We start from the raw sequence: 14,490 nt of genomic DNA, 5'->3' as shown, positions 1-14,490 counted from the left end.
AGCCGCCCTCACGGCGGCTCCATCCACCCGGCGATCCTGGCCCGGCCGCCCATGGCGCGGTGCATGGAGGCGATCAGGCGGAGGTTGGCCTGGCCCAGCCGGCGGCCCCAATGCTCCCTGGCGTGGCGCAGCAGGGCGAGGATGACGGGCATGTAGATCTCGGACAAATCCGGATCGGGCAGCCAGAAGGAGGGCGCCGGCAGGGCGGAGTAGAGCCTGAGCCGCCGCGCCAGGACGATCGCCCTGAGGCCCATCAGCCGGATCCCCCGCCGGAAGGCGCAGCAGATGCGGTGCGTCAGCCGCGCCAGCACCTCGGGGCAGTCCTCGGCGCCGACCACCTGCAGCAGGCGCATCCAGAGGTCGGCCGCGCACCAGCGGCGGTAGGTGCGCGAGACGGTGTCGGCCTTGCCGAATTCGGGCGGTAGTTGGTTCCAGGCGGCGCGGCCGCCGCCCTGCGGGCGGGGGCGCTTCAGCGTCACCGCGCGGAAGATCGCGTCGAGCCGGGCGCGGGCATCGGCCATGGGCCGGCCGGGGCGGGGGTGGTCGGCGACGCCGCAGCCATGCTCGGCGAGAATGGGGCGGAGGGCGGCCCATTCGGCATCGGTCAGCGGCGCCCAGGGCTGCGGCCTGAGCAGGCCGAAGGTCGGGCGGAGGTAGAGGTAGTTGTGCAGGTCGTGGCGGGTGGCGAAGTCGGGGGGCAGGATCTCGGGCGGGATGGCGGGGTCGAAGCGGGGGCGGCGGCGCATCGGGGGTCCTTCCTGCCAGGACCTGGAACGAAGCACGAAAATAGGAATAAAAGCAAGATGAAAGCAAGGAAGAAGGCAGCGGGGGTGAAGCCCCCACACCCGCGCGCGCCCATGCCGGTCAGCGGGGCACGCGGGGCGGCGGCAATGGCAATGGCGGGCGGATCCGCGACCCAGGCTGCGGGTGCCGGGGGGGCGAAACGCCCTGGCGTCGCGGCGGCGCGCCCCGCATGCTGCCGCCATGCCGCACCCCGCCCGCCGCAGCCTCGCCCTCGCCACCCTTGCCCTCGCCGCCGCGCCCGCCCGGGCCCAGCCCTCGCACCGGGTCGATTGCCACACCCACAGCTTCGTCCCCGGCCTGCCGCGCGCCGCCGATGCGCGCTACGCGCCGGACTACGATGCCTCCTACGACCGCCTGCTCGCCCTCGCCGAGGCGAACGGCATCGGCCGGGTGGTGATCACCCAGCCGAGCTTCCTCGGCCACGACAATTCCTATCTGTTCGGGGCGCTGCGGGCGCGGCCGGACCGGCTGCGCGGCGTGCCCTGGCTCGCCCCCGGCACCAGCGCCGCGCAATGGGACGAGATGGCGCGGATCGGCGTGCGCGGCCTCCGCTTCCCGATCCTCGGCCTGGCCATGCCCGACTGGGCCGACTACCGCGAGACCTTCGCCGAGGCGAAGCGGCGCGGCTGGACGCTCGACCTCTATGTCGAGAGCCGGCGGCTGCCGGAGGTGCTGCCCGTGATGCTCGACAGCGGCGCCGAGGTGATCGTGCCGCATATGGGCATGGTGGACCGGACGCTGGGGCCGCGGCACGATCCCGGCTTCCGCCTGCTGCTGGAGGCGGCGAAGACCGGCCGGTCCTATGTGAAGCTCAGCGGCGCCTACCGGCTCGGCGCCGAGCCGGCGCGGGAAGCGGCGGCGATGGTGATCGAGGCCTATGGGCCGGACCGGCTGGTCTGGGGCAGCGACTGGCCGCACACCAACACGACGATGGACCGCGTCACCACCTATCCGCAGACCCTGGCCTGGCTGGCGGCGCTGGTGCCGGACGCGGCGCGGCGGGAGCGGATCCTGGTCGACACGCCGGCGCGGCTCTATGGCTTCGGCTGAGCCGCCGCGACGCCTGCCCTGACCCAGTCGAGGAATCCCGCGTCCCCGTCCACCGCCGGCAGGGCCAGGATCGCCGGCAGGTCGTAGCTGTGCAGGGCGCGGATGCGGGCCCGCAGCGCGGCGAGATTGCGCGGCGGTCGTCTTGGCGACGAAGGCGGCCTCCTCCGCCTCCCGCAGCACGCCTTCGTCGCGGTAGATCGCGGTGTGGCCGGGCAGGATGTTGACGCAGGCCGCCAGCCCCTCCCGGACCAGCACCCGGCCGATGGCGGTCGCTTCCTCGCCATCCGAGGCGGTCACGTAGACCCAGAGCACAGCATCGGCCATCGGCGGGATCCCCCGGCTGTCGCGGCGGAGCGACCGCCCGCCATGGTAGTCCCCCCGCCCCGCCCCGCAAACGCGCCGCGTGCCAGGAGGCAACGAACATCCGAACAGGTGTTCAATAATGTGGATTTCGCTCCGTTTCGTTTGATCTGATCTCGCTCCGGCGCTACCGCTAAGCCATTTGCATACAATAATCATTCGCAAGAAGGCGGCCGGGCATGACGGAGCGGAGCTATGACGGGTCAGGCAACAACCTAGGGGATATCCAGCTGAATGCCGCGGGCAGCACCTATATCCGCCTCGCCCCGGCGCGCTATGCCGACGGCGTCTCCTCGCTGGCGGAAGGCCCGAACGCGCGGGACATCAGCAACATCGTGGTCGGCGAAGGCGATGCGGCGGTCGCCAACGAACTCGGCTTCTCCGGCCTGATGTATGCCTGGGGCCAGTTCATCGACCACGACATCAGCCGCACGCCGATCGACCGCACCAAGCCGAACGACATCACCATCCCCGAAGGCGACGCGGTCTTCCTGCCCGGCAGCGCCATCCCGGCCGGCCGCGCCGTCACCGATCCCGCGACCGGCACCGGGCCGGACAACCCGGCGACCGCGATCAACGCGGTCAGCGGCTGGCTCGACGGGTCGATGGTCTATGGCTCGAGCGCCGCGACGGCCGCCGCGCTGCGGCTGGCGGACGGCCACATGCGGACCTCGGAGGGCGGCAACCTGCCGATCGTCAATGGCGGCTTCGCCGCCGGCGATGTGCGGGTGATGGAGAACCCGTCGCTGACCGCGCTGCAGACCATCTTCGTGCGCGAGCACAATCTCTGGGTCGACAGGCTGGCGGCCGCCGACCCGACGCTGTCGGGCGATGAAGCTTTACCAGCAGGCGCGGACCCTCGTCACCGCCGAGATCAACCACATCACCTTCACCGAATTCCTGCCGAAGCTGCTCGGCGACGGGGCGATCGCCGCCTATGCCGGCTACGACGCCTCGGTCGATGCGCGCATCGCCGTGGAATCTCTCCGGCGCCGCCTATCGCTGGGGCCATTCCACCGTCTCCGCCGAGACCGAGCGGAAGGACGAGCAGGGCGTGGTGATCGGCGGCAACATCACCCTGCGCGACACCTTCTTCCTGACCCCGGCCGACTTCGCCGCCCATGGCGGGGCGGACGGCTTCCTGCGGCATCTCGGCTCCGACGTCTCGCAGGCGATGGATGCCCGCATCGTCGACGACCTGCGGAACTTCCTGGTCGACCCGCCGGTCGGCCAGGACCTCGCCGCCATCAACATCGCCCGCGGCCGCGACCTCGGCCTGCCGACGCTGAACGGGATGCGGCTGGCGCTCGGGCTAGAGGCCTATACCGATTTCGCCCAGCTCACCGACGACGCGGCGACGGTGGCGGCGCTGGCCGAGGCCTTCGGCAGCGTGGACATGATCGATCTCTGGACCGGCGGCCTGGCCGAGCGGCATGCGCCGGGCGCCTTCATCGGCGAGACCTTCGCCCTGGTGGTGGCCGACCAGTTCACCCGGTTGCGCGACGGCGACCGCTACTGGTGGGAGAGTCTCGACCTCGACCCGAGCCTGAAGGCGGAGATCGGCGCGACCAGGCTCAGCGACATCGTGCTGCGGACCACCGACACGCTCTACCTGCAGGACGACATGTTCCTGGCCCATGAGCGCCGCGCCCCGGGCGTCGAGTCGGAGGACCCGGACCTGCCGCAGCTCGTCGTCGGCGACGACAGCGACGAGACGCTGGAGGGCGGCGCCCTCGACGACATCCTGGTCGGCCGCGGCGGGCGCGATACGGTGGTCTATCACGGGCTGCGGGAGGAGACGCAGCTGCACCGCCAGGCGGATGGCAGCTGGCTGGCCGTCGGCCCCGACGGCCGCGACCATCTGCGGGAGGTCGAGTATGTCCAGTTCGCCGATGCCCGCGTGCATCTCGGCCCGGCCGCGGCGCGCGACTTCGCCGGCGAGGGCTATGCCGGGCTGCTCTGGCGCGATGCCGGAGGCTCGCTCTTCGTCTGGAACTTCCGGGACGGGGTGGCGCATTCCGACCACGGGCTGAGCGACATGCCGCTGGCCTGGCACCTGGCCGGGACCGGCGACATCGACGGCGACGGCATGGCGGACCTGGCCTTCGCCGATGCCGCGGGCGGCATCCGCCTGCTGCGCGCCGATGGCATCGACATCCTCGAGGTCCAGGACCTGGCGCCGCGGCCGGCGGGCGAGCGGGTGGTCGGCCTCGGCGACCTGAACGGCGACGGCCTGGCGGATATCGTCGTGCGCGGCCAGGACGGCGTGGTGCGGCTGCTGGAGACCCAGCGCTTCGGCGCGGTGGAGGAGAAGGCGATCGGCTGGCTGGAGCCGGACTGGGACGTCGCGGCGATCGGCGACTTCGATGGCGACGGCAAGGCCGACCTGCTGCTGCGCGGCGCGAGCAGCGGCATGAGCCTCTGGACCCAGGACGGCGCGCGGACGGTCGCCGACACCTATCTCGGCCACTCAGGCCGCGAGTGGCAGGTCGCGGGCACCGGCGACTTCGACGGCGATGGCCGCACCGACGTCTTCTGGCGCGGGGACGACGGCAACACCTGGATCTGGCGCATGGATGGCCCGCAGGTGGTGCAGCAGGGCGGCTTCGGCGCGGTCGGCGAGGAATGGCAAGTCGCCTCGATCGCCGATTTCAGCGGCGACGGCCGCGACGACATCCTCTGGGAGGGCAAGGACGGCGTCCTCTGGCTCTGGCAGATGGACGGCATCGGCATCGTCAGGCAGAGCCTCGCCGGCTTCAGGCCCGAAGGCTGGGACCTGGTCTAGACCAGGGGTGTCCAGAGGCCTTTCGGCCTTGGCGGGTGGCTCCAGGGAGGGCGGCGCCCTCCCTGGATGCTGGTGGTTCAGAGTTTCACCTTCAGCAGCGCCCCCAGCTTCCGATCAGCCCGCGCCGGAAGGCCAGGACGCAGGCGACGAAGATCACGCCCTGGATGACCGTCACCCAGGCGCCCATTTCCGCCAGGTAGTTCTGCATGGTGACGATCACCGCCGCGCCGACCACCGGCCCGAAGACGGTGCCTAGCCCGCCGACCAGGGTCATCAGCACCACCTCGCCCGACATCGACCAGTGCACGTCGGTCAGCGTGGCGATGCCGAAGACGATCGACTTGGTGGCGCCGGCGACGCCGGCGAGCGTCGCCGAGAGGATGAAGGCCATCAGCTTGTAGTCGTCCGTCCGGTAGCCGAGCGAGGTGGCGCGCGGCTCGTTCTCGCGGATCGACTTCAGCACCTGGCCGTAGGGCGAGTGGATGATGCGGTGGATCAGCAGGAAGCCGGCCAGGAAGATGCCGGCGACCACCCAGTACATCGCCATGTCCTGGTCGAGCGGGAAGATGCCGAGGAAGTTGCCGCGTGGGATCGCCTGGATGCCGTCCTCGCCGCCGGTGAAGGGCGCCTGGACGCAGAAGAAGTAGACCATCTGCGCCAGTGCCAGGGTGATCATGGCGAAGTAGATGCCCTGGCGGCGGATGGCGATCCAGCCGGCGACGACGCCGAGCAGCCCGGCGGTGACGCCGCCGATGATAATCGAGACCTCCGGCGTCAGCCCCCAGGCCTTGGCGGCATGGCCCGCGAGGTAGCCGCCCATGCCGAAATAGGCTGCATGGCCGAAGCTGAGCAGCCCGACATAGCCGATCAGCAGGTTGAAGGCGCAGGCGAAGAGCGCGAAGCAGAGCAGCTTCATCAGGAAGACGGGGTAGAGGACGTAGGGCGAGATCGCCAGGAAGGCGACCAGGACGCCGAGCGCCACAAGCTGGGCCCGGGTGAAGCCCCAGGCGCCGTCGGACTCCCTGGCGGGTGCCGGGATGGCACCGGCGGTGATGGAGGAGGTGGTGTCGGCCATGCTCAGGCCCTCCCGAAGAGGCCGGCGGGACGTGCGAGCAGCACGATCGCCATGATGACGAAGATGACGGTGGCGGAGGCTTCCGGCCAGAAGACCTTGGTCAGCCCCTCGACGATGCCGAGGGCGAAGCCGGTGAGGATCGAGCCCATGATCGAGCCCATGCCGCCGATGACGACCACGGCGAAGACCACGATGATGAGGTTGGAGCCCATCTGCGGGTTCACCGAGTAGATCGGCGCCGCCAGCACCCCGCCGACCGCGGCCAGCGCCACGCCGAAGCCGTAGGTCAGCGTCACCATGCGGGGGACGTTGACGCCGAAGGCCTGGACCAGCGAGGCATTCTCGGTGGCGGCGCGCAGGTAGGCGCCGAGCCGGGTCTTCTCGATGATCAGCCAGGTGGCGAGGCAGAGCACCAGCGCCGCGACCACGACCCAGCCGCGGTAGATCGGCATGAACATGAAGCCGAGGTCCCAGGCGCCCGCCAGCTCGGTCGGGATGCGGTAGGGCAGGCCGGAGGAGCCGAACTCGTTGCGGAACACGCCCTCGATGATCAGGGCGAGGCCGAAGGTCAGCAGCAGGCCGTAGAGGTGGTCGAGCTTGTAGAGCTTGCTGATGAACAGCTTCTCCAGCACCACGCCGGTGATGCCGATGATTATCGGCGACAGGATCAGCGCCCACCAGTAGCCGATGCCAGCCCAGGCCAGCAGCATCCAGGCGCAGAAGGCGCCCATCATGAACTGCGCGCCGTGCGCCATGTTGACGATGTTGAGCAGGCCGAAGATCACCGCGAGGCCAAGCGAGAGCATCGCATAGAAGGCGCCGTTGATCAGGCCGAGCAGCAGCTGCCCGAAGAGCAGCGGCGCGGGGATGCCGAAGATGTCGTCCATGCGGGTGGTCTCGGTCCTTGGTTTATTGGGTCAGCTGCGGACGAGCGGGCAGCCGCCCTCGGCGAGCGGCCGGAAGGCCTCCTCGCCCGGGGTGGTGGCCGCCAGCTTGTAGAGATCCCAGGGATTGCGCGATCTCGCCCGGCGCCTTGACCTCGAACAGGTAGGCCGGGTGGATGCAGCGGCCGTCGGGCCGGATGGTGCTGGCGCCGAAGGCGTCGTCGTCGGCCGGCATCGCCTTCATCCGGTTCACCGCCTCGACGCCGCTCGCCTTGGCCGCCGGCGCGCCCATATCGGCCACGGCCTTCAGGTAATGCAGCACCGCGCCGTAGCAGCCGGCCGGCACCATGGCGGGCGGCCGGCCCTCGTTCTTCGCCCTGACGCGCTCGGTCAATGCCCGGGTGCGGTCGTTGAGGTCCCAGTAGAAGGCCTCGGTCAGGTTGAGCCCCTGCCCCGCCTCCAGCCCGAGCGACTTGACGTCGACGATGCCCATCAGCAGCGCGGCGAACTTCATCGAGCGCTGCAGCCCGAATTCGCGGGCGCCCTTGATGCAGTTGACCGTGTCGGTCGAGGCATTGGCGAAGCCGAGCACCTTGGCCCGGCTGGCCTGCGCCTGCAGCAGGAAGGCAGAAAAGTCGGTGGTCGCCGGAAAGGGGTAACGGACATTGCCGAGCACCTTGCCGCCCGCCGACCTGACGAAGCTGGAGGTGTCGCGTTCCAGCGCATGGCCGAAGGCGTAGTCGGCGGTGATGAAGAACCAGCTGTCCCCGCCGGTCCTGACGATGGCGGCGCCGGTCGACTTGGCCAGCATGTAGGTGTCGTAGGTCCAGTGCACCGTGTTCGGACTGCACTGCGCGGCGGTGAGGTCGGAGGTCGCGGCGCCCGAGTTCAGGTGGACCTTGTTCTTCTCCTGGGCGATCTGGTTGACCGCCAGCGCGACCGAGGAGGTCGGCAGGTCGACCACGGCATCGACGCCCTGGTCGAACCATTGCCGGGCGATGTTGGCCCCGACATCGGGCTTGTTCTGGTGGTCGGCCTGCAGGACCTCCACCTGGAAGCCGCGGCTGCCGAAATCCTGCACCGCCTGCTGGGTCAGCACGACGCTGCCCGGGCCGGTGGTGTCACGGTAGGGGCCGGACATGTCGGTGAGGACGCCGAGGCGGATCATCTGGCTCCCCTGGGCACGAGCCCGCGGCAGGCCTCCGAGGGCCGTGGCGGCCCCGGCGGCAAGCACTTCGCGCCTGTTCAACGACATGTCCGTGTCCTCCCGTTGCTTGTTATGCCTTCACGAGATTGCAGCCACCCTCGTTCAGCGGCCGGAAGGCCTCCTCAGCCGGCGTGGTCTGCAGCAGCTTGTAGTAGTCCCACGGCGCCTTGCTCTCGGCCGGGGTCTTCACCTCGAACAGGTAGGACGGGCAGAGCTTGCGGCCGTCCTCGCGGATGCGGCCCGGCCCGAAGGCGTCGTCGTCGCAGGGCATGGCCTTCATGCGGTTCACGACGTCGGTGCCCGAGACCTTGGAGGCCGCGACGCCCATGTCGGCGATCGCCTTCAGGTAGTGCAGCGCCGCCGAATATTGGCGATGGACGCCATGTTCGGCTTGATGTCCTTCAGCCGCGGCTTCAGCCGCTCGGTCACCGCGCGGGTGCGGTCGTTCAGGTCCCAGTAGAAGCTCTCGGTCAGCACCAGCCCCTGCGCGGTCTGCAGGCCGAGGGCGTGGACGTCCGGCAGGAACATCAGCAGCGCGGCGAGCTTCACGTTGCGCTTCATCAGGCCGAACTCGGCCGCCTGCTTGATGCTGTTGATCGTGTCGGCGCCGGCATTGGCGAGGCCGATGACCTTGGCGCGCGAGGACTGCGCCTGCAGCAGGAAGGAGGAGAAGTCGGTGGTCGACGGGAAGGGATACTTCACCCTGCCGACCACCTTGCCGCCGGCATCCTTGACGAACTTCGTCGTGTCGCGCTCGAGCGCATGGCCGAAGGCGTAGTCGGCGGTGATGAAGAACCAGCTGTCGCCGCCCGCCTTCACCATGGCGCCGCCGGTGGACTTCGCCAGCATGTAGGTGTCGTACATCCAGTGCACGCCCGTCGGGCTGCACTGCGGGCCGGTGAGGTCGGAGGTGGCCGAGCCGGTGTTGATATAGACCTTGTTCTTCTCGCGCGCGACGTTGTTGACCGCGAGGCCGACCGAGCTGGTCGGGACGTCGAGGATCATGTCGACGCCCTGGTCGTACCACTGCCGGGCGATGTTGGCGCCGACATCGGGCTTGTTCTGGTGGTCGGCGAATATGACCTCGACATTGAAGCCCTTGTTGCCGAATTCCTGCACCGCCTGCTTGGTGCACTCGACGCCATAGGGACCGGAGATGTCGCGATAGGTGCCGGACTGGTCGTTCAGCACGCCGATGCGGATGGTGTTGGCCGCCTGGGCGCCGGCAAGGCGCGGCAGGGCCGGCACCATGGTGGCGCCGACGGAGGCGGCGAGCAGGCTGCGACGCGAGAAACTCATGCACACTTCTCCTGTGGGGCAGTCTCGCCGCAGGGCTTTCTCCCCGCGGCGCAAGTCATCTCTAGCTACGGACCAGCGGGCAGGCGCCCTCGGCCAGGGGCCGGAACGCCTCCTCGGCCGGGGTCGTCTGCAACAGCTTGTAGTAGTCCCAGGGGGCCTTGCTCTCGTTCGGCGCCTTCACCTCGAACAGGTAGGAGGGATGGATCTTCCGCCCGTCGCCGCGGATGGACCCGGCGCCGAAGCAGTCGTCATCCGTCGGCATCGCCTTCATCCGGGCGACCGCCGCGGCGCCGTCCGCCTTGGCCGCCGCCGCGCCCATGTCCGCGGCAGCCTTCAGGTAGTGCAGCGCCGCGGCGTAGCAGCCGGCATGCGACATCGACGGCATGTTGCCGGAGAGATGCGGCTTCACCTTGGCGGTGAAGGCGCGGGTGCGGTCATTGAGATCCCAATAGAAGGTCTCGGTACAGACCAGCCCCTGCGCCGCCTGCAGGCCGAGCCCGTGCACGTCGTTGATGAACATCAGCAGCACGGCCAGCTTGGTGCCGCGCCGGGTCAGGCCGAATTCGGCCGCCTGCTTCACCGCGTTGATGGTGTCCGCCCCGGCATTGGCCAGGCCGATCACCTTGGCGCGGGAGGACTGCGCCTGCACCAGGAAGGAGGAGAAGTCGGTGTTGCCGAGCGGGTGGCGCACGGTGCCGACGACCTTGCCGTTCTGCGCCTTGACGAAGTTGGAGGTGTCGCGCTCCAGCGCATGGCCGAAGGCGTAGTCGGCGGTGACGAAGAACCAGGTGTCGCCGCCCGCCTTCACCATGGCGCCGCCGGTGCTGCGCGCCAGCATCCAGGTGTCGTAGGTCCAGTGCACCGTGTTCGGGCTGCATTGCGGCCCGGTCAGGTCGGCGGTGGCCGCGGTGCTGTTCAGGTAGACCTTGTTCTTCTCCCGCACCACGCCGTTCACCGCCAGCGCCACGGCGCTGTTGGGGACGTCGAGGATGACGTCGACGCCGTCGCGGTCGATCCATTGCCGGGCGATGTTGGAGCCGACATCGGGCTTGTTCTGGTGGTCGGCATAGACCACCTCGACCTGCAGGCCGAGGCTTGCGGCATCCTGCACCGCCTGGCGGACGCAGGCGACCGAGGTCGGGCCGGAGATGTCGCGATAGACGCCCGACTGGTCGTTCAGCACGCCCAGCTTGATCGTGTTCGCAGCCTGCGCGCGGGAAGCACGAGAGGCGAGGCCGCCCAGCGCAAGCGCGGACCCACCGGCAATCAGGCTGCGACGATCAAATGGCATCAGGTGCTCTCTCCTCGGCACGAAGAAGCCGGCGATTCACGTCCTGCGCGACGCCGCGCAGGACGATCGCGGGCTCAGGCCTTCACGAAGCTGCAGCCGCCATCCGCCAGCGGCCGGAAGGCCTCCTCGCCCGGCGTGGTCTGCAGCAGCTTGTAGTAGTCCCACTCGCCGCGGCTCTCCTCGGGCCGCTTGACCTCGAAGAGATAGGCGGGATGCAGCTTGCGGCCGTCCTGGCGGATCTGCCCGGGGCCGAAGCAGTCGTCGTCGCAGGGCATCGCCTTCATGCGGTTCACCGCCTCGACGCCGCTGGCGCGGGCCTGGGCGACGCCCATGTCGCCCACGGCCTTCAGGTAGTGCAGCACCGCGGCATAGCCGCCCGCGTGGTTCATGCAGAGCGGCACGCTGATGTTCGGCCGCATCTTCTTCGTGAAGGCGCGGGTGCGGTCGTTGAGATCCCAGTAGAAGGTCTCGGTGCAGATCAGCCCCTGCGCCGTCTGCAGCCCGATCGCATGCACGTCCGGCAGGAACATCAGCAGCGAGGCCAGCTTGATCCCGCGCTTGCTCAGCCCGAACTCGGAGGCCTGCTTGATGCAGTTGACGGTATCGGACCCGGCATTGGCCAGCCCGATCACCTTCGCCTTCGAGGCCTGCGCCTGCAGGATGAAGGAGGAGAAATCGGTGGTGCCCGGGAAGGGCGTCTTCACGCTGCCGAGGATCTTGCCGCCGGCATTGCGCACGAAGGTCGAGGTGTCGCGTTCCAGCGCATGGCCGAAGGCATAGTCGGCGGTGACGAAGTACCAGCTGTCGCCGCCGGCCTTCACCGTCGCGCCGCCGGTCGACTTGGCCAGCATCCAGGTGTCGTAGGTCCAGTGCACCGTGTTGGGGAGCACTTCGACCCGGTCAGGTCCGAGGTGGCCGAGGAAGTGTTGAGGAAGACCTTGTTCTTCTCCCGTGCCACCTCGTTCGCCGCGAGCGCGACCGACGACGCCCCGCCATCGACGATGACGTCGACGCCGTCGCGGTCGATCCATTGCCGCGCCAGGTTCGAGCCGACATCCGGCTTGTTCTGGTTGTCGCCGTACAGCACCTCGACATTGAAGCCGCGGTTCGAGAACTCGGCCGCCGCCTGGCGGATGCAGGCCAGCTCGGTCGGCCCGGTCACGTCGCGATAGGTGCCGGAGAAGTCGCAGAGCAGTGCGATCTTCACCGTATTCGCCGCCTGGGCGCGGGCGCTGCGCCAGGGCAGGCCGCCCAGCGCGGGCAGCGCCGCCGCGGCCTTCAGCACTCCTCTCCGGCTCGTCGTCCCAGTCATCTCCCGGTCCCTCCCTCTCGCGCCGCTTCTTCTGGCGGCATCGGTTGATCCTCGCGGCGGTCGTTCAGACGCCGAGATACTCGTGCAGCCGGTCCATCGACGCCGCGAGGTCGGCATTGGCCACCTCGGCCACCACGCGGCCGTGTTCCATGACGTAGTGGCGGTCCGCCACCGTCTGGGCGAAGCGGAAATTCTGCTCGACAAGCACCACGGTGAAGCCGCGGCTCTTCAGCTCGCGGATCGTCACGCCGATCTGCTGCACGATGACCGGGGCAAGGCCTTCCGACGGCTCGTCCAGCAGCAGCAGCTTGGCGCCGGTCCGCAGGATGCGGGCGATCGCCAGCATCTGCTGCTCGCCGCCCGACAGCTTCGTCCCCGGGCTGTTCGCCCGCTCCTTCAGGTTCGGAAAGAGCTTGTAGATGGTGTCGAGGTCGAGCCCGCCGCCGCGTACCACCGGGGGCAGCATCAGGTTCTCGGTCACCGTCAGGCTGGCGAAGATGCCGCGCTCCTCCGGGCAATAGCCGATGCCGGCGCGGGCGATCTGGTCGGAGCGCGCGCCGATCGTCTCCTTGCCGTCGAAGCGGATGCTGCCGGCGCGGCGGCCGACCAGGCCCATGATGGCACGCAGCGTCGTGGTCTTGCCGGCGCCGTTGCGGCCGAGCAGCGTCACCACCTCGCCCGGCCGGACCTCGAGCCCGACGCCGTGCAGGATGTGACTCTCGCCGTACCAGGCCTCGAGGCCCTTGATCTCGAGCATGGCCTGACCGGCGGCGGCAGCGGTGCGGGTGGCTTCCAGGGTCGCGGACATCAGACCGGCACTCCCTCGGTCACGGTATGCGCCTCCGAGCCCAGATACGCGGCGACGACGTCCGGGTTCTTCGCCACCGTCTGGTAGTCGCCCTCGGCCAGCACCGAGCCGCGCGCCAGCACGGTGATCTTGTCGCAGAGGCCGGAGACCACCTTCAGGTTGTGCTCCACCAGCAGCACGGTGCGGCCGACCGCGACCCGCTTCACCAGCGCGACGATGCGGTCCACATCCTCATGGGTCATGCCGGCGGTGGGCTCGTCGAGCAGCATCATCTGCGGCTCCATCGCCAGCGTCGTGGCGATCTCGAGCGCGCGCTTGCGGCCATAGGACAGCTCGCCGGCGGCCAGGTGCTCGTAGCCGGTCAGGCCGACATCGGCGAGCAGCGCCATCGCGCGGTCGTCGTATTGCCGCAGCAGCGAATCCGACCGCCAGAAGTCGAAGCTGCCGCCGCGCTGGCGCTGCAGCGCCACCCGCACATTCTCCAGCACCGTCAGGTGCGGGAAGACGGCGGAGATCTGGAAGCTGCGGACCAGGCCGAGCCGCGCCACCTCGGCCGGCTTCAGCCGGGTGATGTCGCGGCCGTCATACTTGATAGTCCCGCGGGTCGGCTGCAGGAATTTGGTAAGCAGGTTGAAGCAGGTTGTCTTGCCGGCCCCGTTCGGGCCGATGACGCCATGGATGCTGCCGCGCCGGACCTTCAGGGAGACATCGCCGACGGCGACGAATCCCATGAACTCCTTGGTCAGCCCCTCGGTCTCCAGGATGGTGTCTGACACCCGGATCGATCTCCCCGTTGCAGCCTCTGCCTTCGGGCGCCGGGCCGCGGGGGTCCCCGGGGGCGGCCATGAACGCCGGAATGCGATTGGGCGGTTTCTGGCGTGCCCGCCACCCCGGCGCCATGCTGGCGCGGCAGGGGTGCGTAACACCGTCCGTCGTTGCGCCAAGGTATGGCTGTCTATCGCCCGCAATGCAAGGGAGGGCGCGGGATACGCCGCGTTACGGAAGCCTGCGGGCGGCGCGAAACAGCGCCCTTCAGCGCAACCCGTCGCGCCCCTCGGCCTGCTCATGCGTCAGCCCGCCGATGCGCGGCAGCGGCCGGCCGCCATCGGTCAGCGCCAGGCAGACCAGGATCTCCCCGCCCGCGGCGCATCCGGCACCCGCACCTCGATCGCGTCGAAGTGGCTGCGCACGAAGGCGGCATCCTTGTGCCCGAGCGGCACGTCGATCGCCGTTCCAGGCCCGCCCGACTTCTTCGCCGAGGAATCAGCGCCGGCCCCCTCCCGAGTGCCGCCCGCACCGGCGCGCCCATCTTCGGGTGCAACAATGCCGCGGCATGTTCCAGCTCGCCCGCCTCGCCGACCACGGCGGCCTTGCCGAAGCTCTGCACCTGCTCGCCGGGAATGCCGAGCGCGGCGATGCCGCGCGCAGCCAGCAGCGCGCCGAGCTCTCGCCCTGGTCGATCAGCTCCGACAGGTCCTCGGCATAGCGGCCAGCGAAGGGGTTCTCGATCACCGCGCAGCAGACCACGCGGCGGACCGGGGCGGCGAGGTCGCGGCGCATCTCGCGCCGGGTCTCGTCGAGAAGGGTGACCAGCTTGCGGATGATGGCGGGCATG

The 14,490-nt window shown here is 69.6% G+C and carries 12 protein-coding genes and 5 pseudogenes; 4 read left to right on the top strand and 13 right to left on the bottom strand.

From position 1 onward, the window contains the following. Window positions 1-8: 8 nt before the first annotated feature. Window positions 9-746 carry a transposase gene (locus ACQ86J_RS00180; protein ID WP_431269544.1) on the bottom strand — a complete coding sequence of 246 codons (738 nt, stop codon included), beginning with the start codon at window positions 744-746 and terminating at the stop codon, window positions 9-11. Window positions 747-984: 238 nt separating this feature from the next. Between ACQ86J_RS00180 and ACQ86J_RS00175 the strand changes: the two genes are divergently transcribed. Then, window positions 985-1,854: an amidohydrolase family protein gene (locus ACQ86J_RS00175; protein ID WP_431269543.1), complete on the top strand. Its 870-nt coding sequence runs from the start codon at window positions 985-987 to the stop codon at window positions 1,852-1,854. On the opposite strand, the gene cutA (ACQ86J_RS00170) is transcribed toward ACQ86J_RS00175, so the two are convergent. Together cutA (ACQ86J_RS00170) and cutA (ACQ86J_RS00165) are read right to left on the bottom strand one after the other, a co-directional pair. Next, window positions 1,839-2,138, bottom strand: a complete 300-nt coding sequence (gene cutA / locus ACQ86J_RS00170; protein ID WP_431269542.1) for a divalent cation tolerance protein CutA — start codon at window positions 2,136-2,138, stop codon at window positions 1,839-1,841. The two genes, ACQ86J_RS00175 and cutA (ACQ86J_RS00170), sit on opposite strands and share 16 nt — an antisense overlap. Then, window positions 2,044-2,373 (bottom strand): annotated as a pseudogene (cutA, locus tag ACQ86J_RS00165) (divalent cation tolerance protein CutA); the annotation flags it as partial. The pseudogene cutA (ACQ86J_RS00165) and the gene cutA (ACQ86J_RS00170), both read right to left, overlap by 95 nt. A 20-nt stretch (window positions 2,374-2,393) precedes the next feature. Between cutA (ACQ86J_RS00165) and ACQ86J_RS00160 the strand changes: the two are divergent. The 3 genes and pseudogenes from ACQ86J_RS00160 to ACQ86J_RS00150 form a co-directional block, all read left to right on the top strand. Beyond that, window positions 2,394-2,990 (top strand): annotated as a pseudogene (locus ACQ86J_RS00160) (peroxidase family protein); the annotation flags it as partial. A gap of 55 nt (window positions 2,991-3,045) precedes the next feature. Further along, window positions 3,046-3,135: pseudogene (locus tag ACQ86J_RS00155) on the top strand (peroxidase family protein); the annotation flags it as partial. Between the two features lie 40 nt (window positions 3,136-3,175). Then, window positions 3,176-4,999 (top strand): peroxidase family protein, encoded by a 1,824-nt coding sequence (locus ACQ86J_RS00150; RefSeq protein ID WP_431269541.1) that lies wholly within the window; start codon window positions 3,176-3,178, stop codon window positions 4,997-4,999. 91 nt (window positions 5,000-5,090) lie between these two features. Here ACQ86J_RS00150 and ACQ86J_RS00145 read toward each other — a convergent pair whose 3' ends face one another. The 10 genes and pseudogenes from ACQ86J_RS00145 to ACQ86J_RS00100 all read right to left on the bottom strand — a co-directional run bounded on the left by ACQ86J_RS00145 (window position 5,091) and on the right by ACQ86J_RS00100 (window position 14,435). Continuing rightward, window positions 5,091-6,074: a branched-chain amino acid ABC transporter permease gene (locus ACQ86J_RS00145; RefSeq protein ID WP_431269540.1), complete on the bottom strand. Its 984-nt coding sequence runs from the start codon at window positions 6,072-6,074 to the stop codon at window positions 5,091-5,093. Window positions 6,075-6,076: 2 nt separating this feature from the next. Beyond that, a complete protein-coding gene (locus tag ACQ86J_RS00140; protein ID WP_431269539.1) occupies window positions 6,077-6,961 on the bottom strand; it encodes a branched-chain amino acid ABC transporter permease in 885 nt (294 codons plus the stop codon). A gap of 22 nt (window positions 6,962-6,983) precedes the next feature. After that, on the bottom strand, window positions 6,984-8,126 hold the full coding sequence (locus ACQ86J_RS00135) for an ABC transporter substrate-binding protein (protein WP_431269538.1): 1,143 nt from the start codon (window positions 8,124-8,126) through the stop codon (window positions 6,984-6,986). A 109-nt stretch (window positions 8,127-8,235) separates the two neighbouring features. Next, entirely contained in the window at window positions 8,236-8,493 is a 258-nt protein-coding gene (locus ACQ86J_RS00130; protein ID WP_431269537.1) for a hypothetical protein, read from the bottom strand. A 14-nt stretch (window positions 8,494-8,507) separates the two neighbouring features. Beyond that, a complete protein-coding gene (locus ACQ86J_RS00125; protein ID WP_431269536.1) occupies window positions 8,508-9,464 on the bottom strand; it encodes an ABC transporter substrate-binding protein in 957 nt (318 codons plus the stop codon). A 61-nt stretch (window positions 9,465-9,525) separates the two neighbouring features. Next, window positions 9,526-10,755, bottom strand: a complete 1,230-nt coding sequence (locus ACQ86J_RS00120) for an ABC transporter substrate-binding protein (protein ID WP_431269535.1) — start codon at window positions 10,753-10,755, stop codon at window positions 9,526-9,528. 74 nt (window positions 10,756-10,829) lie between these two features. After that, window positions 10,830-12,067, bottom strand: a pseudogene (locus ACQ86J_RS00115) (ABC transporter substrate-binding protein). Between the two features lie 64 nt (window positions 12,068-12,131). Then, on the bottom strand, window positions 12,132-12,824 hold the full coding sequence (locus ACQ86J_RS00110) for an ABC transporter ATP-binding protein (protein WP_431272689.1): 693 nt from the start codon (window positions 12,822-12,824) through the stop codon (window positions 12,132-12,134). 50 nt (window positions 12,825-12,874) lie between these two features. After that, complete coding sequence (locus ACQ86J_RS00105) at window positions 12,875-13,651, bottom strand: ABC transporter ATP-binding protein (RefSeq protein ID WP_431269534.1); 777 nt, start codon at window positions 13,649-13,651, stop codon at window positions 12,875-12,877. Window positions 13,652-13,984: 333 nt separating this feature from the next. After that, a pseudogene (locus ACQ86J_RS00100) lies at window positions 13,985-14,435 on the bottom strand (amino acid synthesis family protein). Between the last annotated feature and the right edge of the window lie 55 nt (window positions 14,436-14,490).

Source organism: Dankookia sp. P2, assembly GCF_050632255.1.
In the GTDB taxonomy this organism is placed as follows: Bacteria; Pseudomonadota; Alphaproteobacteria; order Acetobacterales; family Acetobacteraceae; genus Paracraurococcus.
Note: the sequence above shows the minus strand (reverse complement) of the source record. Positions and strands in the feature narration are given on the sequence as shown.